A 22833-nucleotide genomic window follows, 5' to 3' on the forward strand; every position below is an offset into this window, starting at 1 on the left:
GAGCCTGGTCACCCTGTCCCCGGTGGTAGAGGGTTAGACATGCGTTTCGATGTGGTGATTGTCGGGGCCGGGATTGCCGGGGCCAGCCTTGCCTGGTCGCTGGGGCGGCGGTCTGGCGGGCGGTTGACGGTGGCGATCTGCGAGATGGAGTCGCAGCCGGGATACCACACCACCGGGCGGTCGGCGGCGTTCTGGGTGGAGAGTTATGGCGGGCCGGGGATCGTGCCGCTGAGCCGGGCGTCGCGGGCGTTTTTCATGACGCCGCCGCACGGGTTTGCGGCGCGGCCGCTGTTGTCGGTGCGGCCTGCGCTGCATCTGGCGCCGCCCGACGATGCGGATTTCGGGGCAGACGGCGCGTTGGCGGCGGTGGCGGCGGAGTTCGATATCGGCGGGGTCGAGTATCGCTGGCTGGATGCGGATGAGGTGCTGGCGTCGCCGGCGGGGGCCATGATGCGGCCAGAATGGCGGACGCGCGGGATATTGGAGCCCGATTGCCACGATATCGATGTGGCGGCGCTCCACCAGGGCTATTTGCGCGGGGTGGGGGACTGGAAGCCGCTGGTGATGGCCGACGCCGAGGTGACGGCGATGGCGCGGGTGGGCGGTGAATGGCGGCTGGAGACGAAGGCCGGTCCAATCGAGGCGGGGATTGTCGTCAATGCGGCGGGGGCTTGGGCGGATGGCGTGGCGGCGCTGGCGGGAGCGCGGCCGCGCGGGTTGCAGCCGCTGCGGCGGACGATGGCGGTGCTGCGGATCGAGCCCGAGCCGCCGGCGGATTTGCCGGTGGTGATGGATGCCGCGGGGCGGTTTTACTTCAAGCCGGATGGCGGGCGGTTGTGGCTGTCGCCGCATGACGAGATCCCCGATGTGGCGCACGACGTGCGGCCCGACGAGATCGACGTGGCGGTGGTGATCGACCGGTTCGAGCAGGCGTGCGTGTCGAAAGTGGTCAGGCTGGAGACGAGCTGGGCGGGATTGCGGACGTTTGCGCGAGACCGTCTGCCGGTGTTTGGCTGGGATGGCGCGGTGGAGGGGTTTTTCTGGTGTGCGGGGCAGGGGGGATTCGGGATCCAGACGGCGCCGGCGGCGGGCGATTTGTGTGCGGGGTTGTTGCTGGGGGAAGAGGGGGTTGTGGCGGCGGGGGATTATCTGGCGGGGCGGGGTGGGTTGGGGTGAGTTGGGGACGGGTCAGAGCCCTCACCCGAGCCGCGCGAAGGGCGCGTCTCTCGCCTCTCCCGCAAGCGGGAGAGGGGCAGAAGGGGCTGCCTGCTCTGACGTTCGAGCTTATGCAAATAAAGTAACTGTGTGGTTAGTTTTTGTAACGCGTGAGGAAGGTGTCGGCGAAGCTGGCGAGGCGGTGGTCGGTTATGGCGGCGCGGAGGCTGGCCAAGAGGTGCTGGTAGAAGCCGATGTTGTGCTCGGTCATCAGCATGGCGCCGAGCATTTCCTTCGATTTCACGAGGTGGTGGAGATAGGCGCGGCTGACGGCGGCGGGGCCTGTGCAGACCGGGCAGGGGCAGTCGTGGTCGAGGGGGGCCTGGTCCTCGGCGTGACGGGCGTTGCGCAGGTTGAGCGGGCCGTCATGGGTGAAGGCCTGGGCATTGCGGCCCGAGCGGGTGGGCAGGACGCAGTCGAACATGTCGACGCCGCGGACGACGGCGCCGACGATGTCGTCGGGCTTGCCGACGCCCATCAGGTAGCGCGGGGCGGTTACCGGCAATTGCGCGGTGGCGTAGTCGAGGACGCCAAACATGGCGGGCTGGCCTTCGCCGACGGCGAGGCCGCCGATGGCATAGCCGTCGAAGCCGATGTTCTGCAGCGCGGCGGCGCTTTCGGCGCGCAGGCGTTCGTCGAGGCCGCCTTGCTGGATGCCGAACAAGGCGGCGCGGCTGGCGTGTTCGGGGGCGCTGTCGAAGGCGGTGCGGCTTCGTGCGGCCCAGCGCATCGAGCGCTGCATGGCGGCTTCCATGGCTTCGCGCGGGGCCGGGAGGGCGATGAGCTCGTCGAAGGCCATGACGATATCGGAGCCGAGCAGGCGCTGGATCTCGATCGAGCGCTCGGGGGTGAGCAAATGCCGGCTGCCGTCGAGGTGGCTGGCGAAGGCGACGCCGTCCTCGGAGCGTTTGGTCAGGCTGGCGAGGCTCATGACCTGGTAGCCGCCGCTGTCGGTGAGGATCGGGCGGTCCCAGCCCATGAAATGATGGAGGCCGCCGAGGCGGGCGACGCGCTCGGCGCCGGGGCGGAGCATGAGGTGGTAGGTGTTGCCGAGGATGATGTCGGCGCCAAGGCCACGGACTTCGGCGGGGCGCAGGCCCTTGACGGTGGCGGCGGTGCCGACCGGCATGAACGCAGGGGTGCGGATGGTGCCGCGTTGCATGGCGATTTCGCCGGTGCGGGCGGCGCCGTCGACGGCGTGGATCTGGAAGGCGAAGCGGGTCATTTGAGGTGTAACGTCCAGGTTTCGCCGGGTTCGGTGCGGCCGAATTCGTCGTGGTCGGCGGTGGCGGTGATGACAAAGCCGGCGGCGGCGTAAAGGCGGCGGGCGGGGAGGAGGACGGCGTGGGTCCAGAGCATGAGCTCGCGGTAGCCGGCGGCGCGGGCGAAATTCACGCATTCGGCGATGAGTTTGGTGCCGAGGCCGTGGCCGCGGGCGGCGGGATCGAGGTAGAGCAGGCGGAGCTGGGCGATACTGTCGCCGGCATCGACGCAGAAGATCGAGCCGAGGATCTGGTCGTCCTGCTCAGCGATCCAGCACTTGCTGCGACCGGGGATATGGGATTTGAGGAAGTTGGCGGTGACCTCGAGGAGGAGCTGTTCCATGTTGCCGTGCCAGTCATGGGCGGCGCTGTAATAGCGGCATTGGGCGGTGACGATGGGGCCCATGTCCCCGTGCCGGAATTCTCGGATTTGCATGGTGGGGGTTTAGCGCGTGCTTTCGGAAATTACAGGGTTTCATTTGGCGCGGTGGACCACCCCCACCCGCTCGCCAAGGGGCGAGTCGCCTCCCCCCTTGAGGGGGAGGGGAAGGGGGGGTAGTTGCGGCGGATGAAGCAGCGGGTTGACCAGATGTTGGCGGAGCGTGGGCTGGCGGAGAGCCGGACACGGGCGCAGGCGTTGATCCTGGCGGGCGTGGTGTTTGCCGGCGAGCGCAAGGTCGCCAAGGCGGGCGAGATGCTGGCAGCGGATGTCGTGCTCGAGGTGCGCGGGCGGGACCATCCCTGGGTGTCGCGCGGCGGGGTCAAGCTGGCGCATGTACTCGATGCGTTCGGGTGGGACGTGGGGGGCGTGACGGCGATGGATGTCGGGTCGTCGACGGGGGGCTTTACCGATGTGTTGCTGACGCGCGGGGCGGTGCGGGTCTATGCGGTGGATTCGGGGACGAACCAGCTGGCGTGGAAATTGCGGCAGGATCCGCGGGTCGTGGTGCTCGAGCAGTTGAGCGCGCGGTTGCTGACGGCGGACCATGTGCCGGAGGCGGTGGACCTAATCGTTTGCGATGCGAGTTTTATTGGCATGGCGAAGGTTTTGCAGCAGCCCCTCGAGTTTGCGGCCCCGGCGGCGCGGTTGCTGGCGCTGGTCAAGCCGCAGTTCGAGGCGGGGCGCGGCGAAGTCGGCAAGGGCGGCGTGGTGCGCGATCCGGTGGTGCACCAGCGGGTGTGTGACGAGGCGGCGGCGTGGCTGGCGGCGCAACCGGGGTGGCGGGTGACGGGGCTGGTGCAGAGCCCGATTACCGGGCCGGAAGGGAATATCGAATTTTTGCTGGGGGGCGAACGGCTTTTACGGGACGGCACAATCGGCTAGGGAGCGGTCGTTGATGGACATTACCCAGTCTTACCCGGTTGCGAGCCGCGGCTCGCAATGGCGGGCGGCGATCGTCCTGGCGCCCTTGCTGCTGGTGCTGGGGGGATTGTCGGCGCGCTTTGCCGGGTCGACCGAGGACAATGGCTGGTTCCAGACGCTGGCGCTGCCGGCGTTGCAGCCGCCGGGGCCGGTTTTCGGGATTGCCTGGAGCATCCTGTACACGCTGCTTGGGGTGGCGGCGGCGATCGTCTGGGGACACAAGGCGGCGGCGGGGCGCGGGCTGGCGCTGGGGCTGTTCGCGGTGGGGATGGTCATCAACCTGGCGTGGTCGCCGGTATTCTTCCGGTTTCACATGATCTTGCCGGCGCTGTTGATCATCGCGTTGATGCTCGTTGTCGCGGTGGTGACAACGTTTGCGTTTGCACGGGTGTCGCGACTGGCGGCGTGGCTTATGCTTCCCTATCTTGTATGGCTGAGCTTTGCCCTCGCCTTGAATGCCCGCATCCTGGTGCTCAATCCGGCGGCCGACGAATTTCAGATAGGAATCTGACCATGCAGACCGAAAACAAGCTGTTCGAAGACTTTTCCAAGGTCGTGACATCGGCGTTCGGGACGCTGGCCGGGGCCGGGCGCGAAGTGCACGAGGATGCGCGGCGCCGGGCGCGCGAGTTTGTCGGCGGTGCCGATGCAGTCGAGCGCGACGAGTTCGAGGCGGTCAAGGCCAATGCTGCGGCGGCGCGCGAGGCGACCGAGTTGCTCAAGGCCGAGGTTGCCATCCTGCGTGCCGAAATTGCCGCACTGAATGCGAAAAATGCCCCAGTGGCGTGATTATCCACATTTTAATGGTGTGTTGCCCGAGTCGCTTGCTTGCCAAATCGCTGCGTTCTGCTCAACCATGGGTGGGACCACATTTGGGGGTCGTGGACCGGGGGCACACAAGATGAGCCGCAAATCATGAGCCTGGTCGATATCGATTACACGCCTGCGCCTGCCGCGCCCATCGACATGCTCGAGCATGTTTTCGATGCCAATGGCTGGGCTTTCGAGCGGTCCGGCGACGAGGAAATCAGCACGTCGATCAAGGGCGGCTGGGCGACGTACCAGCTGCGCGCTTTGTGGCGCGAGGAGGAGCGCGTGCTGCAGATCATCGCGCGCGCCGACCTGACCGCGCCCGATGAGCGCAAGATGGCGATCTATGAGACGTTGGGCCTCATCAACGAGCAATTGTGGATGGGGCATTTCGAGCTGTGGTCGTCGGACAGTGCAGTGCTGTTCCGCCATGCGACGTTGCTCGACAATGACGACGACGAGCATGAGCCCGATCTGACGATCGGGCAGGCCGAAGTGCTGGTCGAGGCGGCTGTCGATGAATTCGAGCGGTTTTACCCGGTGTTCCAGCTGGTGATGTTTGCCGACCGGACGCCGCAGGATGCGATGGCGGCGGCGCTGCTGGAAACGATGGGCGAAGCTTGAGCGGAGCCGCAACGTGAGTTTCAAAGCGTGAGCGCTCCGATCTGGCTTCTGGGCTGCGGGAACATGGGCGGCGCGTTGCTGCGCCGCTGGGTGGCCGAGGACATGGGGCCGGTGGCGGTCATCGATCCGGTGGCGAAGGATTTGCCTGCCGGAGTCGAGGCCTATGCGGTGCCGCCTGTCGGACGCCCCGACGTGCTGGTGCTGGCTGTGAAGCCGCAGATTTGGCGCGAGGCGGCGGCGGCCGTCGCGGCGGTGACGGGGCCGATGACGCTGGTGGTTTCGGTGATGGCCGGGGTTACGACGGCGGATCTTGCCAGCGTGTTTCCGAAGTCGGCGATCGTGCGGGCGATGCCAAATACGCCGGCGGCGATCGGCATGGCGGTGACGGCGCTGTTCACGACGGCGGGCGATCTGGCGGAAGGCGCGGCGGAGGCGCTGTTCGGGCCGGCGGGGACGACGGTCTGGCTGTCCGATGAAGGTGATTTCGATGCGGTGACGGCGGTCTCGGGGTCGGGGCCGGCGTATGTGTTCGCGTTTATCGAGGCGCTGGCGGCGGCGGGAGTTGCGGCGGGTCTCGAGGCCGGGTTGGCGGAGCGGCTGGCGCGGGGGACGGTGAGCGGGGCAGCGGCGTTGGCGGTGGTGGATTCGACGCCGGCGGGGGTGTTGCGCGAGCGGGTGACTTCGCCGGGGGGGACGACGGCGGCGGGGCTGGCGGTGCTGGTGCCGGGGTTGGGGGAGTTGGTCACGGCTGCGGTGGCGGCGGCCGCGGCACGGTCGCGGGGGTTGTCGGGGTAGGAGATAGTTGCTGAAGCAGGCGGCCAGTACGATAGCTGTCAACTTTCTTGTAACTGTAACTAAGTCCGCTTTCGAATAGCTTTAATTTGTTCACGCCAATCCGGGGAACGCACGGCCAATATCTCTTCCATAGTTGGTGCCTGATAGGTACCAGACAGCAGATCATCTCGCCCCTTCGCCATAGCCTTCGCCATTGGATGATGGTGAAACCAAGCGGTCGAGTCCGAATCTACACCATGATGTGCCCAAAAAATAAAGGTATTTAGGTTCGTTCTAAAGTATACAAATTGATCAGAGCCAGTTGTACTATTTTTAGCCTCGAATTTTGTAGAACTTCTCGGATGAAGTGCAGCTCCTTGATAAGCCATCTCACAGAATGCCTTTTGCGTTAGCACTTCTCCATGGAACGATAGAAACTTATCGTCGGACAATTTCATGACGGCAAATGTTCCGTTTTTTTTGTATTCTGATGATCGGAAGGGTGGTGTGGCGTAAAACCTATGGTGACCATAACCAGCTGACGTCTGTCGCATAGCGGTAATTTCACAAAATCTTTTTTAGATTTTTAGCATTTTCAGTATCATCCCAGCCCGTTCTGGTGGTAAAAAGCACCCGGGTCGTTGCTGTAAATAAACCAGGGATTAGTTTAAGAAGCTGCGTGCTCGCGATAGGTTTGCGAGGCTGTGCAGTGTTCTCTGCCAGCCTGTGAATCTGACTGCTATGAAGGCTTAATGTGTTTTCTTTGAACTCTCTGCTAGAGATGTAGATCTCTTGCGCTTCGCGTGTGACATTGAACGATAAGCTTCGAAGGCGTTCGTTAGCGATTCCAAAGCGCAAGGTAGTAACAGATCCATCGATTAGGTCGGTCATGAGGGCAACCCAATGTGCGCTAAGCTACCTGCAAAAAGTTAGTAAGAGAATGGGGTCGTTAGCCAAGGCTCCGGCGGCCCAAAGCTCCGGGCGCTATCATCGTCGTACTGAAATGCCCTCTACGCGGCGCACTGGCGCGCATCTCGCCTTTCGCGCAGGCAGGAGAGGCTTTGCGACGGCCTTTAGCCTTGACGCAGGCTTTCAACGAGGGCGCGGTCCTGAGCGGGAATGAGGCCGATGAGGACGGACCAGAAGCCGGTGACGGCGGATTGGCCGGCTTCGCCGTAAGCCGATGCCATGCCGGTTTCTAGTTCGGCGAACAGTGATGCTTCGAGGGCGGTGCCGGCGGGGGTGAGGCGGAGCAGGCGTTGGCGGCGGTCGGTGGTGCCGATGGCCTGTTCGACGAGGGATCTGGACTGGAGCTCGGTAAGTACGCGGCCGAGGCTTTGCTTGGTGATCGCGAGCAGGCGGAGCAGGTCGCCGACAGGCAGGCCGGGGCGGCGGGCGATGAAATACAGGGCGCGGTGGTGGGCGCGGCCGAAGCCTTCGCGATCTAGAATGGCGTCGGCACCGCGGATCATAGAGGAATAGCCGAAATAAAGCAGCTCGATACCGCGGCGGATCTCGTCCTCGCGCAGGAACAGCGGTGATGCCGTTGGCGGCAGGGGACGGCTTGCCGTGGTAGGATTTGGGACAGTCATGTTGACATATCTTGCACGGATGCTTAGCGAGGGGCAAGAAATTACCGGCGGCAGGGCGTTTGCCGTAACAATATGTGCACGAGGGAATTGGGCAATGGTCGACGCCACCTTTGATGATCGCGACGGTTTCATCTGGTTCGATGGTGCCTTGCGGCCGTGGCGCGATGCCAATGTCCATGTCCTGACCCATGCGATGCATTATGCCAGCGCGGTTTTCGAAGGCGCGCGGGCTTATGGCGGCAAGGTGTTTGCGCTCGAGCAGCACAGCCAACGGCTGATCGAATCGGCGCGGATCCTGGGGTTCGAACTGCCGTGGACGCGCGAGCAGATCGATGCAGCGGTGAACGAGACGCTGGCGGCCAACGGCCTTGTCGACGGCTATGTGCGGCCGATCGCGTGGCGCGGATCGGAGCAGATGGGGGTTTCGGCGCAGCGCACCAAACCGCACCTGGCGATCGCATGCTGGGAATGGGGCGCGTATTTTGGGCCGGAGGCGCTGGCCAAGGGTTTGCGGCTGAACATCGCGAAATGGCGCCGGCCGGCGCCCTATACGGCGCCGACGAAATCCAAGGCTGCCGGGCTGTACATGATCTGCACCATGTCGAAGCACGCCGCCGAGGATGCCGGATACAACGACGCGCTGATGCTCGACTGGCGCGGCCAAGTGGCCGAAGCGACAGGCGCCAATGTGTTCTTCCTGAGGGACAATGTCCTGCATACGCCGACGCCGGACTGTTTCCTGGATGGCATCACGCGGCGGACGGTCATGGGCCTGGCGCGCAAGCGGGGGATCGAGATCGTCGAGCGGGTCATCTGGCCTGAGGAACTGGAGACGTTCCAGCAGGCGTTCTTGACGGGCAGTGCGGCGGAAGTCACGCCCCTTGCCGAGATCGGACCCTGGCGGTTCGAAGTCGGCGCGCTGACGCAGCAACTGGCTGCGGATTATTCGGACCATGTGAACGGGCGGAGTCGCGATTGAATTTACACTTTGTTGCATTCATCGCGGCAAAGGGTGGCACATTGGCGGCGAATTGAATTTGGATTGCAATAATCCCCGCATTTTTGATCGTTAAGCTACTTGGGGAACCATTGTGGTTTCTCTGGGCTTGCCCTGGGACGGCAAATGCTGCATTGCGGCGGTCATCAAATTGCAACGCAAGTGCTGATATGGCAGTCACGGGGATAACGGTAATATACGGAGAGTTCGTGTCAGTGGTTCGAGCCGGAATTATCTTGTCGCTTGCTGGCGCGCTCTGGGTGGTGCCGTCGGTTGGCACGCGTGGCCAGGGAACCCTGGGCGATCGGTATGTCCATCCCGATGAACCTTTGCTTGGGCAGGGCATTTTCGAGCGCGCTGTTCTCGAGCGCGGCGATGCCCGTGCCGCAGCGGCCGTAGGGCAGCTTTAATCGTTTTCGTCATTTGCGCGGGCGTTGACGGGTTGTCGGACCGTCCTTAAACGCCGTGCTTGGTGAACCTTGGTTTAGGAACAACAATGCGTAGGGCGTTTCGGCCATTCGCCGGTAGTCTGGCATTTGTTGCCATGGGTTTTTCGACATTCGGCACTGCGATCCTCGGCCTTGCGACAGGTGCGAGCGCGCAGTCGATCGATCCGGCGGTCCTGCAGCAGTTGCAAGGCCAGCTCGGCAGCAGCAGCAGCACTGGCGGCTCCGGTGCAGGCGAGGCGGTCGACCGGTCGCGCAACAATGGGCAGCAGCCGGATAGCCCGGGCATCGGCATCGATCGGGCGACCCGGATCGACACGCGCGAGGAGCAGGAGTTTCGGCGGGCGGAGGCCCGGAGCAACCTGGCGAGAATATATCGGCCCTCCCCCATCGAGCGGGAGTTTCGCGACCGGCTGGCCGATCCAAGCTTGCGCCAATTCGGGTATGACCTGTTTCAGTCGGCGGGCGGCGGCAGCAGCGGTGCGATCACCGGCGCGGTCGGCGATGATTATGTTATCGGCGTCGGCGACGATGTCGTTGTCCAGTTCCAGGGTGCGACCAACAGCAGCCAGACGGTTCGGGTCAGCCGTGACGGGCGGCTGGTCGTCGGGGCGTTGCCACCGATCCCGGCGGCGGGGCGCTCGATTGCGTCGGTGACGCGAGACCTGCAGGCGGCGACGCGGCGCACGCTTTTGGGAACCGAAGTCTATATCTCGCTGGGGTCGGTGCGATCGGTGACCGTGTTCGTCGGCGGCGAAGTCGACCGGCCGGGGCAGTATAACCTGACGTCGCTGAGCGATATCAGCGCGGCCCTGGCGCAGGCCGGCGGCGTGCGGCGGACGGGGTCGCTGCGCAATGTGCGGATCGCGCGCGGCGGCAGCTCGATCTCGGTCGATTTGTACGGGCTGCTTGGCATCGGCACGCCGCCGGCACTGCGGCTGCGCGATGGCGACCGGGTGATCGTGCCGGTTATCGGCGACACCGTGGCGATCGGCGGCAGCGTGTCGCGGCCCGGCATCTACGAGATCCGCAAGGGCACCTCGCTGGGCACCTTGCTTGATTTTGCCGGCGGGGCGCTTAGGCCGCGCGGCAACCAGATCGCCATCAGCCGCATCGCTGCCGACGGCCGCGAGCAATATCTGCGCGCGGCGACGCTGGCGACGGCGCTGGTGCCGGGCGATGCGGTGCAGTTGACCGGCGGCAGCGCCGGGGGCAGCACCGGGCGTGTCGTGCTGCGCGGCTATGTCGCCAATCCCGGGGCGCGGGCACTGATCGCGGCGCCGACGGTGCGCGATCTGCTCGGCAATATCGGCGACGTGCGGTCGGGGACATATCTGCCGATGGCGGTGCTCATCCGGCGTGATCCTGTAACGGCGGCGCGCGTGTTTCAGCCGGTGAACCTGGCGGCGGCGCTGAATTCCAGCCCTGGTGTCGCGCTGCGCAGCGATGACCGGCTGTATGTATTCAGCCGGGACGATGTGGATTTCATCAACACAACGCCTGTGCGGCGCGTGGTACTGGGGCAATCGAATTCGCTGATCGAATGCGCCTCGCTCGATCGGCTCGAGACGCTGGTTCGCGACAGCCAGACGGCGAGGTTTACCGTCGTCACGCGCGCCGCTTTCATCGTCGAACGCGGCGGGCGCAGCGACGTGGCGTCGACCGGCGGCAGTATCGCGAGTACGTCGCGGGCCAATGAATCGACGTTGCGGAGCGGTGACGACCTCACCGGACTTCGCGGTGCCGGCGCTGCCGGAGCGCTGGCGGCGCAAAAGCGCAGCGAGGCAGCGCGCGGCGACTCGCAAAACGACGACGACAGGCGTGACCGCCGCAACGATCAATTCAACGCCGAGGACTTCACGGCAAACGGATTGTCGTCGCAGCCGTTATTGCAGGCGCGCGGGCAATGCCCGGCGGTGTTCGAGGAGGAGCCCGAACTGCTGGCGGTATTGATCGAAAACGCCGTGTCGATCGGCGGCGCCGTGCGGCGGCCGGGTGCCTATCCGGTGGCGGGGCCCGTCAGTGCGGCGGAGATCGCCTCGGTGGCCGAGGGTGTGCTGACCGCGGCGTCGGAGATGACGCTCGATGTGGCGCGGGCGTCGGGCAGCAACGTTGAACAAAAGCGTATTGCCGTCGATGGATATCCGATGGCGCTGGCATCGACGATCGTGCGCGCCGGCGATGATTTGCGGTTCAACGCGGCTCAGCCGCAGTTCGAGCCGGGCGGGGTGCTGTTGTCGGGCGAGTTCAACCGGCCGGGGCTGTATTCGATCCGCAAGGGCGAGACGCTGGCGCAGCTGACGGCGCGTGCCGGCGGCTTGTCGGGGCTGGCCTATCCCTATGGCGCAATTTTCACGCGGCGGTCGGTCAAGGAATTGCAGCAGGAGGGTATTCGGCGCACCAGCCGCGAGCTGACAACGTCGTTGCTGGCGGTTTCGGCGCGCAAGGAGGGCTCCGGGGAGGGTGTTATTGCCGGCCAGCAGTTGATCGCCCAGCTCGCCAATGTCGAGGCACCCGGGCGGGTCGTGGTCGAGGCCGATCCGCGTGTGCTCGAAGTGCGCCAGGATCTCGACACCATCCTCGAAAGCGGTGACGCGATCGTGGTGCCGAAGCGGCCCAATTTCGTGCTGGCGCTTGGCGATGTCTCCAATCCAGGGGCGTTTCAGTTCGTTTCCGGCAAGTCCGTGGGCGAATATCTGCGCGAAACCGGCGGGACATCGTCGACGGCCGACAAGAAGCGCATCTTTGTCGTGCTGCCGAATGGAACGTCGCAGCCGATCGGGTCGCGGGGCTGGGGCCGGGACAGTGTGAACGTCATCCCGCCGGGTTCAACGATCATCGTGCCCAAGAACATCGATCCCTTGTACAAACTGGATGTTATTCGTGACGTGACGGGCATCATCAGCAGCTTGCTGACGTCGGTGGCGACGGTTGCGATCCTGGCGACCAACTAGGCGTCCTTGTAGAGCAGGGTCACGCTGATCCGGCGGTTGCGCGGGTCGCTGCGGTCGGCGGGGTTGTAGGGGTCGGTGTCGGACACGCCCTCGATGCGGCGGAAGCGGCGGGTGTCGACGCCGGCGGCGGTGAGCGCGCGGCGGGTGGCGTCGGCGCGGGCGGACGACAGGGTCCAGTTGTTGGTGGCCGTATCGGCCGCGCCACCGGCGGCGAACGCCAGGCTGTCGGTGTGGCCGCGGACGGTCAGCCGGTTCGGGGTGGCGGCTACGGTGGCGGCGACGCTGTGGACCATGGCGAGGGCGGCGACGCTGAAGACGCTGTTGCCGACGCCGAACATGGCGAAGTCGGCGCGCTCGACCATGTCGATGCGCAGGCCGTCATGGACGCGGACGAAGCGGATCTGGCCCTTGAGGCCCTTGACCGTCGGGTCGCCTGCCAGCCGTGCCGCGATGATGCGTTCGACCATGCGGAAACGCTCCTGGTCGGCGGCGCGGCTGTTGCCGGGATTGACCTTTTTGTCCTGCGAGGCGGTTTCGGCCTCCAGCGGCCCGCCGCCGCCTCCGCCGGTGTTCGACGCCGGGCGAGGGCCGGTGAGCGCGGCGTGGACGGCGACGCCGTCGTCGGAGCGCAGCGAGCGGCCACCGAGCACGCCGTTCGAGCCGCCGCTGTTCTTCATCTGGATCACCGTGGGCGTGAAATAATCGGCGATGCCCTTGCGCTGGTCTTCGTCGGTGGCGCCCAAAATCCACATTAGCATGAAGAACGCCATCATGGCGGTGACGAAATCGGCATAGGCGATTTTCCAGGCGCCGCCGTGATGGGGGGCGTGATGGCTCTTGCGCTTGCGGTAGACGACTTCGGGCTCGATGTGGAACTCGGGTTTCATCGCGCGGTCCTGAGGCCGTCGAAGATCTCGGAGAAGCTCGGCTGGTTGTGCGGGCCGATGGCGGTGCGCGCCGCTTCGATGACGAGGGGTTGGGGTTGCCCCTTGAGGCTGGCGACGATGACGCGGCGGATGACGAGGTAGATCTCGCTGTCGGAATCGAGGACCGCCTTGAGTCGGGCCGAACAGGGGCCGACGATGCCGTAGCTGAGCAGCACGCCGAGGAAGGTGCCGACCAGCGCCGAGCCGATCATGCCGCCGAGGATGGCGGGAGGCTTGTCGATCGAGGCCATGGTCTTGATGACGCCGAGGACGGCGGCGACGATGCCGAGCGCGGGGAGCGCGTCGGACATGGTCTGCAGGCTCTCGACCGGCTTGAGCGCGGCGGTGTGGTGGCTGTCGATGGCGGTTTCGATGACGTCGTCGACGGCCTGGGGGCTGAGGTTGCCGGTGCTGACCACCAATAGCCGGATCGAATCCGTAAGCAGGTGGAGGAAGAATGGGTCGGCGAGGAATTGCGGATATTCGGCGAAGATGGTGCTCGATCGCGGGTCTTCGATATGCGTTTCGACGGCGACCGGGCCGTCGTTTCGGAACATCTTCATCAGCCGCGCGGTGAGGAAGATGGCGGCGGCGTAATCGGCTTTCTTGTAGCGCGGGCCTTTGACGATGGCGGCAAGGCCAGAGCCCATCGCCTTGATGCCGCGAAGATCGGTGCCGACGAGGGTGGCACCGGCAGCCGCGCCGCCGATGATGAGCATTTCATGGGGGAGCGCATGGAGCACGACACCGATGCTGCCGCCGGTCAATGCGAAGCCACCGAATACCATGACGATAAGCACGACGAGGCCGATTACCGAGATCATGGAGTTAATGTCGCTCCCTTGGCGGCCCGGACTGGCTGTGCTGGCGTCTAAGGGGTTTACGGCGAGGGGGCGGGGGGGCTTAGGCGGGGCAGGGTTAATGGGTGGTGAGGATTGGTACTTGGCGTCGGCGGGGGGACACCCCCACCCGGGCCGCGAAGGCGCGTCTCTCGCCTCCCCCCTCTAGGGGGAGGACAAGTTAGCGGAGCTGGTCCCAGAGGCTGAGGTTGGTGGTGATGACGAAGCTGCCCTGGGTGGCCTTGAGGACGGTGACGAGGTGCTGGAGTTCGGCGATGGCGGCCGGCATGTCGAGGCTTTCGAGGCGGACAAGATCGGTTTTCGTCGCGAGGCCGCTGCGGGCGATGCGGTCGGTCTCGGTGTCGAGGCGGGCGAGGCGCGCGCCGGCAACAGCGCGGGTGGTGGCGAGGCGATCGACCTGTGCGTCCATCTGCACCAGCGTGTCGGCCATCGCGGCCTCGCGGACGAGCTTGTCGGGCTCGGCGAGGGCGACCTGCAAGGCAGTCAGGGCGGCGAACAGGTCCTTGGTGCCGGCGGCGGAGTCGGTCGTTCCGAACGCGTCGGGGCCTTCGATGCCGCTCATGACGACGGCGCCGCCGACTTCGAGCGCGGGGGCGCGGCCGGCGCCTTGCCAGCGCACGATGCCATTGGCGTCGGCGGCATAGGCCGGGCGGTCGGCTGCGGCGCCGCCGAACAGGCGCTCGCCGTCGCTGCCGCGGCTTTCGGCGAGGCCGGTGAATTGTTCGAGCAACTCGCCCACTTCGCTGGCGAGGATGGCGCGATCGGCGGCGGCAAGCGTGCCGTTGCTGCCTTGCAGCGCGAGGTCGCGGGCGCGCTGGACGATGTTGGTGATGCCGTCGAGGGCGGTATCGGTGGCGGTGAGGCGGCGCGCCGCGGCGTCGATCCCGCGCTGCGTGGCGTCGGCGGCGACCGAGGCGCGGCGCAGCGTGGCGGCCCGGGTGGACGCGACGGCGTCGTCGGAGGGGGCGAGGATGCGCTTGCCGTTGGCGATCTGGCCGTTCAGCGTGTCGATGGCGGCGCTGAGGCTGCTCATGCGGGCGACGGCGGCGGTGTGGGCGGCGCGGGTATTGATCTGGGTCATGGGGCGGGCTGGGTCTGCGCGCGGGGCGGGGTTCTATTCGGGTGGGGCGGGAGATGGGCCCCGGCCTTCGCCGGGGTGACGGTAGAAAAAGGGGTGACGGTAGAAAAAGGGGTGACGGCCAGGGACGGGGTGACGTTGAAGAAGAGGTTTGGTGGCATCGGGCTAGCTCGCCACGCCGAGGAGAGTGTCGAACAGGTCGCGGGCGGCGGCGATGACCTGGGCGTTGGCGCGATAGGCGACCTGCAGCCGGGTAAGTTCGGCGGCTTCGCGGTCGAGATCGACGCCGGAAACGGCGTCGCGGGCGCGGGCGCTGTCGCTGCGGACCGAAAGTGCGGCGGCAGCCAGGCGGCGGGTTTCGGACAGGCGCGAGGCGATGCGCGCGGTGCCGGCGTCGAGGCTGGCCTCCATGGTGCCGCCGGTGCCGCTGTTGGCGCGGACGGCGGACAGCGCGCGGGCGTTGCCGTTGTCGCTGCTGCCGGGCCCTGTCTGGAGGATGCGGAAACTGTCGCCGACAACCGGGCTGCCGGTGAGGGTGATGCCGAAGCCGGCGCCGATGATGCGGCTGCCGTCGAGGGCGACCGTGGCGAGCACGCTGCCCGTGGCGATGTCGGTGATCTGGGCAATGCCGGGGGCGGTCACGGTGAGCCGGTACGGTGCGGCGGGGGCAAAGGCGGCCGCAGCGGGGTCGGTGTCGAGCGTGATGCGGCCGTCGCCCTTGTTGGCTGCGGCGGTGTCTGTGATGAAGCGCGCGGCGACGGCGAGCCGTTCGGCGCCGATCGGGCGGAGCGCCAGGCCGATGGCGCCGCCGGCGGGGTGAAGTGTCCAGCTGTCGCCGGCGCGGGCACCGGTGCCGGGACGGATCGTGACGCCGTCGAGGGTCAGCGCGCCGGTGCCCGAGACAGTGGCGGTGCCGTCGGTGCGCGACAGCGTCCAGCCGGCGGCGTCCTTGAGCAGGCGATAGCCATCCGGCGCGAGGGGGGCGTTATCGGCGATGCGAATGTCGATGGCGGCATCGCCGGCGTTGGCGCGGCCGGGCGTGTTGACGAGAGTTTGCGTGCTGAACAGCGGCGTGCCGGGATCGCCCAGCGCATCGGTGCCGGCGCTGTGCCAGGCATTGATGTCGGTGGCGAAGCGCCCGGCGAGGCCATCGAGTTCGGCGCGGGTTTCGCCGACTTGCCGGCTGGCTTCGATCAGCCCGGCGAGGCTGCCGCTGGCGGGTAGGGTGAGGACGATGGCGCTGTGGGTCGGATCGAGGATGATTTCGGCGCCGCTCGGGCCATCGCGGACGCCGATGCGGACGGCCGGGCCGTTGGCGGGGACCAATGTCGCGGCCGCGGCGCCGCTGCCGAGCTTGACGGTGACGGTGCCGCGATCGCCTTCAGTGACGCTGATGCGGACGCGCTGGGCGAGTTCGGCGAGCAAGCTGTCGCGGCTGTCGAGCAGGCCGTTGGCAGCAGCCCCGCCGGACTGGGTACGGCGCAGCTCGTCGTTGACGCGGGCGAGGGCGGAGGTGATCGCGTTGACCTCGGTGGTGCCGGTCTCGGCGGCGGACTTGAGGTCGTTGCCGAGTTGATCGAGCCCCTTGCCGAGACCGGCGAAACTGCTGGCGGCCTGGTTGGCGCGATCGAGAAAGATCGTGCGCGCTGCGGTCGAGGTCGGCGCAGCCGCGAGGTCGGTGGCAGCGTCGAAGAAGCCGCCTAGGCGGGTGTCGAGATCGGAACCGGTGATGAGGGTTTCGAGGCGGACCATCCAGTCGGCGCGGACCTCGTAGCGGGCGTGATCGCCGGCGGCGACGCGGGCGGAATTGACCTTCAAGGCGTCGGTGGCGCGGGTGATGGCGCCGGCCGAGACACCGGCACCGGTGGCGGTGTCGCGTTCGAGGGGGGTGCCGGCGCCGCTGGGGGAGGTGTGCATGCGGATCTGGCGGCGGACGTAATCGGGGTTGTCGGCGTTGGCGACGTTGTCGCCGATGATGGTCAGCGCCGCTTGGTAGGCGCGGACGCCGGCGGAGCCGATGCCGAGCAGGTCGGTCATTTCTGGGTCTCCATGCGGCGAGGCTCCGGCATCGTGCGGGCGCGTTCGGCAGCAAGCAGCCGGGCGACGCCGAGGGGGGCGGCACGGGCGATGGCTTCGGCGCGGCTATGGTCGATCATGTCGCGGACCTGGCCGCCGCTCGCGCCCAGACCGTCGTCGCCGAGTTGTGCGGCGCGGGCGGAGCGGAGCAGGGTTTCGGCGATGAGAGTTTCGAACTTGAGGGCGATTTCGGCGTCGCGCCTGGCCGCGTCGGGTGCGCGCAGGGGCGGCGGCTTGAGCGGGAAGCCAGTGGGGGCGATGGCGAGTTGCATCAGATGACGATCAGTTCGGCACGCAGCGCGCCGGCGGCCTTGAGGGCTTCTAGGATCGCGACCAGATCGCCGGGTGCAGCGCCGAGCGCGTTGACGGCGTTGACGATGTCGCCGAGGCGGGCGCCAGGGGCAAACATTGCCATGCGGGCGGGGGCCTCCGACGCTTCGACGCGCGATTGCTCGGTGACGACGGTCTGGCCGCGGCCGAAGGCGCCGGGTTGGCTGGCTTGCTGGTTTTCGGTGACGCGGACGGTCAGATTGCCATGGGCGATCGCTGTGGGGAGGATACGGACTTCGCCGCCGATGACGACGGTGCCGGTGCGGGCGTTGACGATGACGCGCGCGGCGGGCGGAGACAGCTCGACTTCGAGGCTTTCGATGCGCGCGGCGAGGGCGATGCGCTGCGCGGTGTCGGTGGGGGCGCGGATGGTGATGGTGGCGGCATCGATGGCGCTGGCGGGGGTGCCGGGAATGGCGGTGTTGATGGCGTCGGCGACACTGCGCGCGGCGCTGAAATCCTGGTCGGTGAGATCGAGGGTGAGGTCGGCGCTGCCGGCGAAGGGCGAGGGCACGGCGCGCTCGACGCTGGCGCCGCCGGGGATACGGCCGGAAGAGGGTGTGCCGACGACGATGCGCGAGCCGTCGCGGCCCTCGGCGCCGAAGCCGCCGACGGCGAGGTTGCCCTGGGCGAGGGCGTAGAGTTCTCCGTCGGCGCCTTGCATGGCGGCAAGGAGGAGGGTGCCGCCGCGCAGGGACTTGGCTTGGCCGAGGGCGGAGACAGTGACATCGATGCGCTGGCCGGGCTTGGCGAAGGGGGGGAGTTCGGCGGTGATCATGACCGCGGCGGCGTTTTTCAGTTGCGGGACGACGCCGGCGGGGATGGTGACGCCGAGTCGCGCGGTGGCGGATTTGAGCGACTGGATGGTGAATTCGAGATTCTGGTCGCCGGTGCCGGACAGGCCGACGACGATGCCATAGCCGGTGAGGGCGTTGGCGCGGACGCCGGAGAAACGGGCGATGTCCTTGATGCGCTCGGCTTGGGCGGGGGCGGCGAGCAGGAGGAGGGCGAGCAGCGCGCGGTTCATAGCGGCACGACCTTGGCAAAGAAGCGCGCGAGCCAGCCCTGGCGGCTTTGGTCGGCGATCTGGCCGCTGCCCGAATAGCGGATGCGGGCGTCGGCGACGCGGGTGCTGGGGACGCTGTTGTCGGCGCCGATATCGTCGCTGCGGACGAGGCCGGTGAGTTGGACCTGCTCCTCGCCGCGGTTGAGGGTGAGGCGTTTTTCGCCGGCGATGGCGAGGATCCCGCCGGGCAGGACGCGGGCGACGGTGACGGTGATGTCGCCCGACAGCTGGTTGTCCTGTGCCGCGCTGCCGCTGCCCTTGAAGTTTTGCGTCGAGCCGCCCGAGGTCAGACCCTCGGGAACCCAGGAGAAGGGCGGGACCGTGGGCAGGGTGATGCTGGTGGTGCCGTTGCGTGCGGAATCAGCGGTGGCGGACTTGCGCGCCTGGGTTCGCTCGATCAGGCGGACGGTCAGCAGGTCTCCGACACGGCGGGCGCGGCGATCGCTGGCGAGGCCGGTGTAGCTGGCGGCGCTGTAGAGGCTGCCGGTGAGCGCGGTCGGCGGCGCGGGAGGGGGCGCCGGGAAAGTGGCGGCGACGCCGGGGACACGGCCGAAGCCCTCGTCGGCGCAGGCAGGAAGCAGCAACAACAAGCCGATAGAGGGGCGATTAAACATTTTGGGTGACGTACCGTGACATTTCGTCGGCGGCGTTTATGACCTTGGCGTTGACCTCGTAAGCGCGCTGGGTCTCGATCATGTCGACGAGTTCCTGGACGGTCGAGACGTTCGAGCCTTCGAGTGCGCCCTGGCGGAGGTTGCCGGCACCGTCGACGCCGGGGGCGCCGGCCTGGGGTGCGCCGCTGGCGGCGGTTTCGACGTAGAGGTTGTCGCCCTTGGGTTCGAGGCCGGCGGGGTTGAGGAAGCGGGTGAGCTGGACCTGCCCGGCTTCGACGGGGGCGGCCTGGCCGGCGAGAACGGCGGAGACGGTGCCGTCGACAGCGATGGTGATCGATTGCGCGCCTTCGGGGATGGCGACGGCCTCGGCGAGACGCAGCCCGGCCGAGGTCACCATCTCGCCGGTTGCGGACAGTTTGAACGAGCCGTCGCGGGTATAAGCTTGGGTGCCATCGGGCATGACGACGGCGAAAAATCCTGATCCTTCAATGGCTAGGTCGAGGGCGTTGTCAGTCTGGGTCATCGAGCCCTGCGCGTGGATGCGTTCGGTGCCGGCGACGCGGACGCCGGTGCCGGTGCCAAGGCCCGTCGCATATTGGGTGCCGTTCCCCGATGCGGTGCCGGCCTGGCGCGGGTCCTGGTACATCATGGTAACGAAAGCGGCGCGGTCGCGCTTGAAGCCGGTGGTGTTGACGTTGGCGAGGTTGTTCGAGATCGTCTTCATACGTTGGTCGAGCGCATCGAGGCCGGACCGGGCAATTTGAAGGGCAGTTGTCATTGAGATTGCTCCTTATTGGCTGTCGAATGCCATCAGGCGGGCGGTACGTTCGTCGATGTCCTTGGCGACGCCTAGCAGGCGGGCGCTGATCTCGAAGCCGCGCGATTGCTCGGTCAGTTCGACCAGCGCGCCAGCGGTTTCGACGTTGGAATTTTCGAGGCTGCCGATCGCGAGCCGCGCGGACGGGTCGGCGGGCAGGGGGATGGCGCTGGTGAACTGATTGTCTGGGCCCTTGTCGAGGCCCTTGAGGGCGGCACCGGCGACGAGCTTGAGTTGGCCGAGCGCGACTATGCCGGCGGCGGTCCTGGTGGTCAGGGTGCCGTCGGGGGCAACCTGGAGTTCGGAGCCGGGCGGGACTGCGATGGGCGTGCTGGCCTGGTTGAGGACGGGATGGCCGTCGCCGGTTTGCAGGAGCCCGGTGGGGCCGATGCCGAGGTCGCCGCGGCGGGTATAGGCCTCGGTGCCGGCGATGCGGCCTTCGACGGCGAGCCAGGCGTCGCCTTGCAGGGCGATATCGAGCTGGCGGCCGGTGGCCTGGAGTTTGCCGGGCAAATTCGGGGTGGCTAGGCTGGGGGCGCCAGCCTGCGCGCGGCTGCGCGCCGTCGGCGTTTCAGTTCGGCTTTCAGTGAGATAGCGCCCTTCGGCGGCGATGATTTCGCGGCGGAAGCCGGTGGTGCCGGCGTTGGCGAGATTGTTCGCGGTGACGGACTGGGCGCGTGCCTGAGCCGAAAGGCCGGTCAGCACGGTGTAGATGACGCGGTCCATGCCAGGGTCAGCGCAGGTTGATGATGGTCTGGAGCAGTGTCGTGTCGGTCTCCAGGGCCTTGGCATTGGCCTGGAAATTGCGCTGGGCGGCGATCAGCCCGACGAGCTCGACGGTGAGATCGACGTTGGACCGTTCGAGGCTGCCGGACAGGATCGAGCCGATGCCGTTGCGGCCGGCCTCGCCGGTTATGGCCGGGCCGGAGTCTGGCGTGACGACGAAGCTGGCGTCGCCAACCTGCTTCAATCCCTGGGGATTCGAGAAAATGGCGACGGCGACCTTGCCGAGTGTCTGGATCTCCCCGTTAGTGAAGCTGGCGCGAAGCGTCCCCGAAGCATCGATGGAGACGCTTTCGAGCTGGCCGCTCGGGAAGCCGTCCTGCTCGATCGCCGCGCGGCTGAATGGGCCCGATTGCTGGGTCGTGGCGATGCCGTGGTCGAGACTGAGGATCAGGGGCTGGCCACCGCCGGCAGGGAGCATGCTGTCAAAGACAACGGCGGAGGCGGGGTTGACCAGGTCGCCGCTCGGATCGAATTGCATGGGGATGCCGGCCGTGCCGCCGATCTCGAGTTCGGCGCCGCCGACTATGACATGGGCCGTCCATTTATGGGTCAGGTCACCGGGTGCGGGGACGCCGGTTTTGACGTAGTAGATGTTTGCCGAGAGCGGGTTGCCGAGCGAGTCGTAGATGGTGACTGAAGTCGAATTGTTGAAAGTGGCCGGGTCTTCGGCGTTGAAGGCGTAGGGATTGGTCGCGGTGTAGATCGGCTTGTCGGGGATGATGACCGCATCGGCCGGCAGGTTGACCGACAGCTTGATGCCGGTGGTCGCCTGGGGGATGCCCGAGGTCAGCGGGAGCCGGGCCGAGACCGTCGAGGCGAGGTCGTTGGTGAGCAGGCTGCCGTCGGTTGTCGTCGGGAACAGTTGCAGGCGGCGGCCGGCGGTATCGACGACGTAGCGGTCGGGGGTCATGCCGAAGCCGCCGTTGCGGGTGAAGCTGATGGCGCCAGCGCCGCCGCTGCCCTTGACGGCGAAAAAGCCCTGGCCGGATATGGCAAGGTCCAATGCGCTGTCCGAGCTTTCGATCGGACCCTGTTGGAATTGCTGAGTAATGGCTCGGACTGCGGTACCTGAGCCGACGGTGCGGCTGGCGTTTTGCAGGGGCGAGTTGGAGATGATGTCGCCGAAGCTGACGCGGCTGCGCTTGAAGCCATTGGTGCCGACATTGGCGACGTTGTTGGCTATGGTGCCGAGTTCGGTCTGGGCGCCGGTGAGGCCGGTAATCGAGGTGTAGAAGGCCATTTTCTAATCCTTCGCGGGTTTGGAAGCGGCGATGAGCTGGTCGAGTTTCGCAGCGATATCGGCGAGCGTGTTGTTCGATTCAGCGATGCCGTTGACTGTCGAAAACTGGGCCATCTGAGCGACATACTCGCTGTTATCGACGGGTTTTGTCGGGTCCTGGTTTTTGAGCTGCGCGGCCATCAGGGCGAGGAAATCGCTTTGGTCGAGGCTGGTTTTGTAGGGCTTCGGCGCTGCGGTCTGCGCGGCGGGGAGCCCTGTGATGGGGGCCACACTCATCGGCCGAGCCTGAGGGTGTCGAGGGCGAGGGCCTTGGCGGTGCCGAGGACTTCGACGTTGTTGGCATATTGCCTTGCAGTTTCAACCATTTCGACAAGCTCCTGGTTCGGGTCGACGGCGGCGGTCCAGATGTTGCCATCGGCGTCGGCGAGGGGGTGGCTGGGATCATTGGTGCGTTCGGGATTGCCGGTGCGTTCGATCGCGGTGACATCGACCGTTGCTGCCTGGCCGCTGTAAGCCGTTGTGAACATAGGCTTGAGCGCGCGAAAGGCAGTGGCTTCGCTGCCCGAGACGGTGCCGGCGTTGGCAAGGTTCGAGGCGATGGTGTTGAGCCGGACCAGCTGGGCCGCCATGGCGCGGCCGGCGATGTCGAAAGTCGAGAGGGGCATCATTCGCCGCCTTTCAGCGCGGCCATGATGGTCTGGATACGCCCGGTGAGAAAACTTAGCGATGTCCGGTAGTTGACGGCGTTCTCTGTAAAGGCGGTCTGTTCGGTGGCGAGTTCGACCGAATTGCCGTCGAGCGAGGTCTGCACCGGGACCCGGTAACGCATTGAATTCGCCGCGCCATCCAGCGCCGCGCGAAAATCCATGTCGCGGGCCTTGAAACCGGGCGTCGCGGCGTTGACGATGTTCGACGCTATGATATCAATGCGCTGCGACCGAAGCTTCAGTGCTGCGGCGTGGACGCCGAGTTGGCGGTCGATGAGATCGGGACCTGTCATGGA

The 22833-nt window shown here is 66.6% G+C and carries 26 protein-coding genes; 8 read left to right on the top strand and 18 right to left on the bottom strand.

The annotated features are described in order from the left end of the window. Positions 1-39: 39 nt before the first annotated feature. A complete protein-coding gene (locus IEW98_RS02755; RefSeq protein ID WP_188761369.1) occupies positions 40-1176 on the top strand; it encodes an NAD(P)/FAD-dependent oxidoreductase in 1137 nt (378 codons plus the stop codon). 133 nt (positions 1177-1309) lie between these two features. On the opposite strand, the gene tgt is transcribed toward IEW98_RS02755, so the two are convergent. Next, complete coding sequence (gene tgt, locus IEW98_RS02760) at positions 1310-2440, bottom strand: tRNA guanosine(34) transglycosylase Tgt (RefSeq protein ID WP_188761370.1); 1131 nt, start codon at positions 2438-2440, stop codon at positions 1310-1312. Next, positions 2437-2913: a GNAT family N-acetyltransferase gene (locus tag IEW98_RS02765; RefSeq protein ID WP_188761371.1), complete on the bottom strand. Its 477-nt coding sequence runs from the start codon at positions 2911-2913 to the stop codon at positions 2437-2439. Before IEW98_RS02765 ends, tgt begins: the two co-directional genes overlap by 4 nt. Positions 2914-3045: 132 nt before the next feature. On the opposite strand from IEW98_RS02765, the gene IEW98_RS02770 reads away from it, so the two are divergent. From IEW98_RS02770 to proC, 5 genes are all read left to right on the top strand, one after another. Beyond that, complete coding sequence (locus tag IEW98_RS02770; RefSeq protein WP_243450514.1) at positions 3046-3801, top strand: TlyA family RNA methyltransferase; 756 nt, start codon at positions 3046-3048, stop codon at positions 3799-3801. Between the two features lie 13 nt (positions 3802-3814). Further along, complete coding sequence (locus IEW98_RS02775) at positions 3815-4351, top strand: TspO/MBR family protein (RefSeq protein WP_188761372.1); 537 nt, start codon at positions 3815-3817, stop codon at positions 4349-4351. A gap of 2 nt (positions 4352-4353) precedes the next feature. Beyond that, entirely contained in the window at positions 4354-4629 is a 276-nt protein-coding gene (locus tag IEW98_RS02780; protein ID WP_188761373.1) for an accessory factor UbiK family protein, read from the top strand. A 126-nt stretch (positions 4630-4755) separates the two neighbouring features. Then, entirely contained in the window at positions 4756-5274 is a 519-nt protein-coding gene (locus IEW98_RS02785; RefSeq protein WP_188761374.1) for a type III secretion system chaperone family protein, read from the top strand. 27 nt (positions 5275-5301) lie between these two features. Then, on the top strand, positions 5302-6069 hold the full coding sequence (proC, locus tag IEW98_RS02790) for a pyrroline-5-carboxylate reductase (protein WP_243450515.1): 768 nt from the start codon (positions 5302-5304) through the stop codon (positions 6067-6069). Between the two features lie 59 nt (positions 6070-6128). Here the strand turns inward: proC and IEW98_RS02795 are convergent, their stop codons facing one another. The 3 genes from IEW98_RS02795 to IEW98_RS02805 form a co-directional block, all read right to left on the bottom strand. Next, the gene (locus IEW98_RS02795; RefSeq protein WP_188761375.1) at positions 6129-6506 is read right to left on the bottom strand and encodes a hypothetical protein; all 378 of its coding nucleotides are present in this window, start codon (positions 6504-6506) and stop codon (positions 6129-6131) included. A 106-nt stretch (positions 6507-6612) separates the two neighbouring features. After that, entirely contained in the window at positions 6613-6939 is a 327-nt protein-coding gene (locus IEW98_RS02800; protein ID WP_188761376.1) for a hypothetical protein, read from the bottom strand. Between the two features lie 182 nt (positions 6940-7121). Continuing rightward, entirely contained in the window at positions 7122-7640 is a 519-nt protein-coding gene (locus IEW98_RS02805) for a MarR family winged helix-turn-helix transcriptional regulator (RefSeq protein ID WP_188761377.1), read from the bottom strand. A 94-nt stretch (positions 7641-7734) separates the two neighbouring features. Here IEW98_RS02805 and IEW98_RS02810 point away from each other — a divergent pair, with 94 nt between their 5' ends. Next, positions 7735-8619 (top strand): branched-chain amino acid aminotransferase, encoded by an 885-nt coding sequence (locus tag IEW98_RS02810; protein ID WP_188761378.1) that lies wholly within the window; start codon positions 7735-7737, stop codon positions 8617-8619. A gap of 514 nt (positions 8620-9133) precedes the next feature. Further along, positions 9134-12037 carry an SLBB domain-containing protein gene (locus IEW98_RS02815; protein ID WP_188761379.1) on the top strand — a complete coding sequence of 968 codons (2904 nt, stop codon included), beginning with the start codon at positions 9134-9136 and terminating at the stop codon, positions 12035-12037. On the opposite strand, the gene IEW98_RS02820 is transcribed toward IEW98_RS02815, so the two are convergent. From IEW98_RS02820 to IEW98_RS02880, 13 genes are all read right to left on the bottom strand, one after another. Next, the gene (locus IEW98_RS02820; RefSeq protein WP_188761380.1) at positions 12034-12924 is read right to left on the bottom strand and encodes a flagellar motor protein MotB; all 891 of its coding nucleotides are present in this window, start codon (positions 12922-12924) and stop codon (positions 12034-12036) included. The genes IEW98_RS02815 and IEW98_RS02820 overlap by 4 nt on opposite strands. Beyond that, positions 12921-13787 carry a flagellar motor stator protein MotA gene (motA, locus tag IEW98_RS02825; RefSeq protein ID WP_188761381.1) on the bottom strand — a complete coding sequence of 289 codons (867 nt, stop codon included), beginning with the start codon at positions 13785-13787 and terminating at the stop codon, positions 12921-12923. The genes IEW98_RS02820 and motA overlap by 4 nt, the downstream gene beginning before the upstream one ends. 196 nt (positions 13788-13983) lie before the next feature. Then, positions 13984-14904, bottom strand: a complete 921-nt coding sequence (locus IEW98_RS02830) for a flagellin N-terminal helical domain-containing protein (RefSeq protein ID WP_188761382.1) — start codon at positions 14902-14904, stop codon at positions 13984-13986. Positions 14905-15066: 162 nt separating this feature from the next. Continuing rightward, positions 15067-16938 carry a flagellar hook-associated protein FlgK gene (flgK, locus tag IEW98_RS02835; RefSeq protein WP_188761383.1) on the bottom strand — a complete coding sequence of 624 codons (1872 nt, stop codon included), beginning with the start codon at positions 16936-16938 and terminating at the stop codon, positions 15067-15069. Then, positions 16935-17249 (bottom strand): hypothetical protein, encoded by a 315-nt coding sequence (locus IEW98_RS02840; RefSeq protein WP_188761384.1) that lies wholly within the window; start codon positions 17247-17249, stop codon positions 16935-16937. The genes flgK and IEW98_RS02840 overlap by 4 nt, the downstream gene beginning before the upstream one ends. Continuing rightward, on the bottom strand, positions 17249-18334 hold the full coding sequence (locus IEW98_RS02845; RefSeq protein ID WP_188761385.1) for a flagellar basal body P-ring protein FlgI: 1086 nt from the start codon (positions 18332-18334) through the stop codon (positions 17249-17251). The genes IEW98_RS02840 and IEW98_RS02845 overlap by 1 nt, the downstream gene beginning before the upstream one ends. Then, on the bottom strand, positions 18331-18957 hold the full coding sequence (locus IEW98_RS02850; RefSeq protein ID WP_243450516.1) for a flagellar basal body L-ring protein FlgH: 627 nt from the start codon (positions 18955-18957) through the stop codon (positions 18331-18333). Before IEW98_RS02850 ends, IEW98_RS02845 begins: the two co-directional genes overlap by 4 nt. A 22-nt stretch (positions 18958-18979) precedes the next feature. Beyond that, a complete protein-coding gene (flgG, locus tag IEW98_RS02855) occupies positions 18980-19765 on the bottom strand; it encodes a flagellar basal-body rod protein FlgG (RefSeq protein ID WP_188761387.1) in 786 nt (261 codons plus the stop codon). 12 nt (positions 19766-19777) lie between these two features. Further along, complete coding sequence (locus IEW98_RS02860) at positions 19778-20530, bottom strand: flagellar hook-basal body complex protein (protein ID WP_188761388.1); 753 nt, start codon at positions 20528-20530, stop codon at positions 19778-19780. Positions 20531-20537: 7 nt separating this feature from the next. After that, entirely contained in the window at positions 20538-21830 is a 1293-nt protein-coding gene (locus IEW98_RS02865) for a flagellar hook protein FlgE (protein ID WP_188761389.1), read from the bottom strand. Between the two features lie 3 nt (positions 21831-21833). Further along, positions 21834-22106 (bottom strand): flagellar hook assembly protein FlgD, encoded by a 273-nt coding sequence (locus tag IEW98_RS02870; protein WP_188761390.1) that lies wholly within the window; start codon positions 22104-22106, stop codon positions 21834-21836. Beyond that, positions 22103-22498, bottom strand: coding sequence for a flagellar basal body rod protein FlgC (gene flgC, locus IEW98_RS02875; RefSeq protein ID WP_188761391.1), 396 nt, complete (start codon positions 22496-22498; stop codon positions 22103-22105). Before flgC ends, IEW98_RS02870 begins: the two co-directional genes overlap by 4 nt. Further along, positions 22495-22830: a flagellar basal body rod protein FlgB gene (locus IEW98_RS02880; RefSeq protein WP_188761392.1), complete on the bottom strand. Its 336-nt coding sequence runs from the start codon at positions 22828-22830 to the stop codon at positions 22495-22497. Before IEW98_RS02880 ends, flgC begins: the two co-directional genes overlap by 4 nt. Between the last annotated feature and the right edge of the window lie 3 nt (positions 22831-22833).

The sequence above is a fragment of the Sandarakinorhabdus glacialis genome, assembly GCF_014643455.1.
GTDB lineage: Bacteria > Pseudomonadota > Alphaproteobacteria > Sphingomonadales > Sphingomonadaceae > Sandarakinorhabdus > Sandarakinorhabdus glacialis.

Bases quoted from the DNA above. Each gene is read 5' to 3' on its own strand.
- IEW98_RS02755 (WP_188761369.1), top strand. From the start codon at position 40: ATGCGTTTCGATGTGGTGATTGTCGGGGCCGGGATTGCCGGGGCCAGC.
- tgt (WP_188761370.1), bottom strand. From the start codon at position 2,440: ATGACCCGCTTCGCCTTCCAGATCCACGCCGTCGACGGCGCCGCCCGC.
- IEW98_RS02765 (WP_188761371.1), bottom strand. From the start codon at position 2,913: ATGCAAATCCGAGAATTCCGGCACGGGGACATGGGCCCCATCGTCACC.
- IEW98_RS02770 (WP_243450514.1), top strand. From the start codon at position 3,046: ATGAAGCAGCGGGTTGACCAGATGTTGGCGGAGCGTGGGCTGGCGGAG.
- IEW98_RS02775 (WP_188761372.1), top strand. From the start codon at position 3,815: ATGGACATTACCCAGTCTTACCCGGTTGCGAGCCGCGGCTCGCAATGG.
- IEW98_RS02780 (WP_188761373.1), top strand. From the start codon at position 4,354: ATGCAGACCGAAAACAAGCTGTTCGAAGACTTTTCCAAGGTCGTGACA.
- IEW98_RS02785 (WP_188761374.1), top strand. From the start codon at position 4,756: ATGAGCCTGGTCGATATCGATTACACGCCTGCGCCTGCCGCGCCCATC.
- IEW98_RS02795 (WP_188761375.1), bottom strand. From the start codon at position 6,506: ATGAAATTGTCCGACGATAAGTTTCTATCGTTCCATGGAGAAGTGCTA.
- IEW98_RS02800 (WP_188761376.1), bottom strand. From the start codon at position 6,939: ATGACCGACCTAATCGATGGATCTGTTACTACCTTGCGCTTTGGAATC.
- IEW98_RS02805 (WP_188761377.1), bottom strand. From the start codon at position 7,640: ATGACTGTCCCAAATCCTACCACGGCAAGCCGTCCCCTGCCGCCAACG.
- IEW98_RS02810 (WP_188761378.1), top strand. From the start codon at position 7,735: ATGGTCGACGCCACCTTTGATGATCGCGACGGTTTCATCTGGTTCGAT.
- IEW98_RS02815 (WP_188761379.1), top strand. From the start codon at position 9,134: ATGCGTAGGGCGTTTCGGCCATTCGCCGGTAGTCTGGCATTTGTTGCC.
- IEW98_RS02820 (WP_188761380.1), bottom strand. From the start codon at position 12,924: ATGAAACCCGAGTTCCACATCGAGCCCGAAGTCGTCTACCGCAAGCGC.
- motA (WP_188761381.1), bottom strand. From the start codon at position 13,787: ATGATCTCGGTAATCGGCCTCGTCGTGCTTATCGTCATGGTATTCGGT.
- IEW98_RS02830 (WP_188761382.1), bottom strand. From the start codon at position 14,904: ATGACCCAGATCAATACCCGCGCCGCCCACACCGCCGCCGTCGCCCGC.
- flgK (WP_188761383.1), bottom strand. From the start codon at position 16,938: ATGACCGACCTGCTCGGCATCGGCTCCGCCGGCGTCCGCGCCTACCAA.
- IEW98_RS02840 (WP_188761384.1), bottom strand. From the start codon at position 17,249: ATGCAACTCGCCATCGCCCCCACTGGCTTCCCGCTCAAGCCGCCGCCC.
- IEW98_RS02845 (WP_188761385.1), bottom strand. From the start codon at position 18,334: ATGAACCGCGCGCTGCTCGCCCTCCTCCTGCTCGCCGCCCCCGCCCAA.
- flgG (WP_188761387.1), bottom strand. From the start codon at position 19,765: ATGACAACTGCCCTTCAAATTGCCCGGTCCGGCCTCGATGCGCTCGAC.
- IEW98_RS02860 (WP_188761388.1), bottom strand. From the start codon at position 20,530: ATGGACCGCGTCATCTACACCGTGCTGACCGGCCTTTCGGCTCAGGCA.
- IEW98_RS02865 (WP_188761389.1), bottom strand. From the start codon at position 21,830: ATGGCCTTCTACACCTCGATTACCGGCCTCACCGGCGCCCAGACCGAA.
- IEW98_RS02870 (WP_188761390.1), bottom strand. From the start codon at position 22,106: ATGAGTGTGGCCCCCATCACAGGGCTCCCCGCCGCGCAGACCGCAGCG.
- flgC (WP_188761391.1), bottom strand. From the start codon at position 22,498: ATGATGCCCCTCTCGACTTTCGACATCGCCGGCCGCGCCATGGCGGCC.
- IEW98_RS02880 (WP_188761392.1), bottom strand. From the start codon at position 22,830: ATGACAGGTCCCGATCTCATCGACCGCCAACTCGGCGTCCACGCCGCA.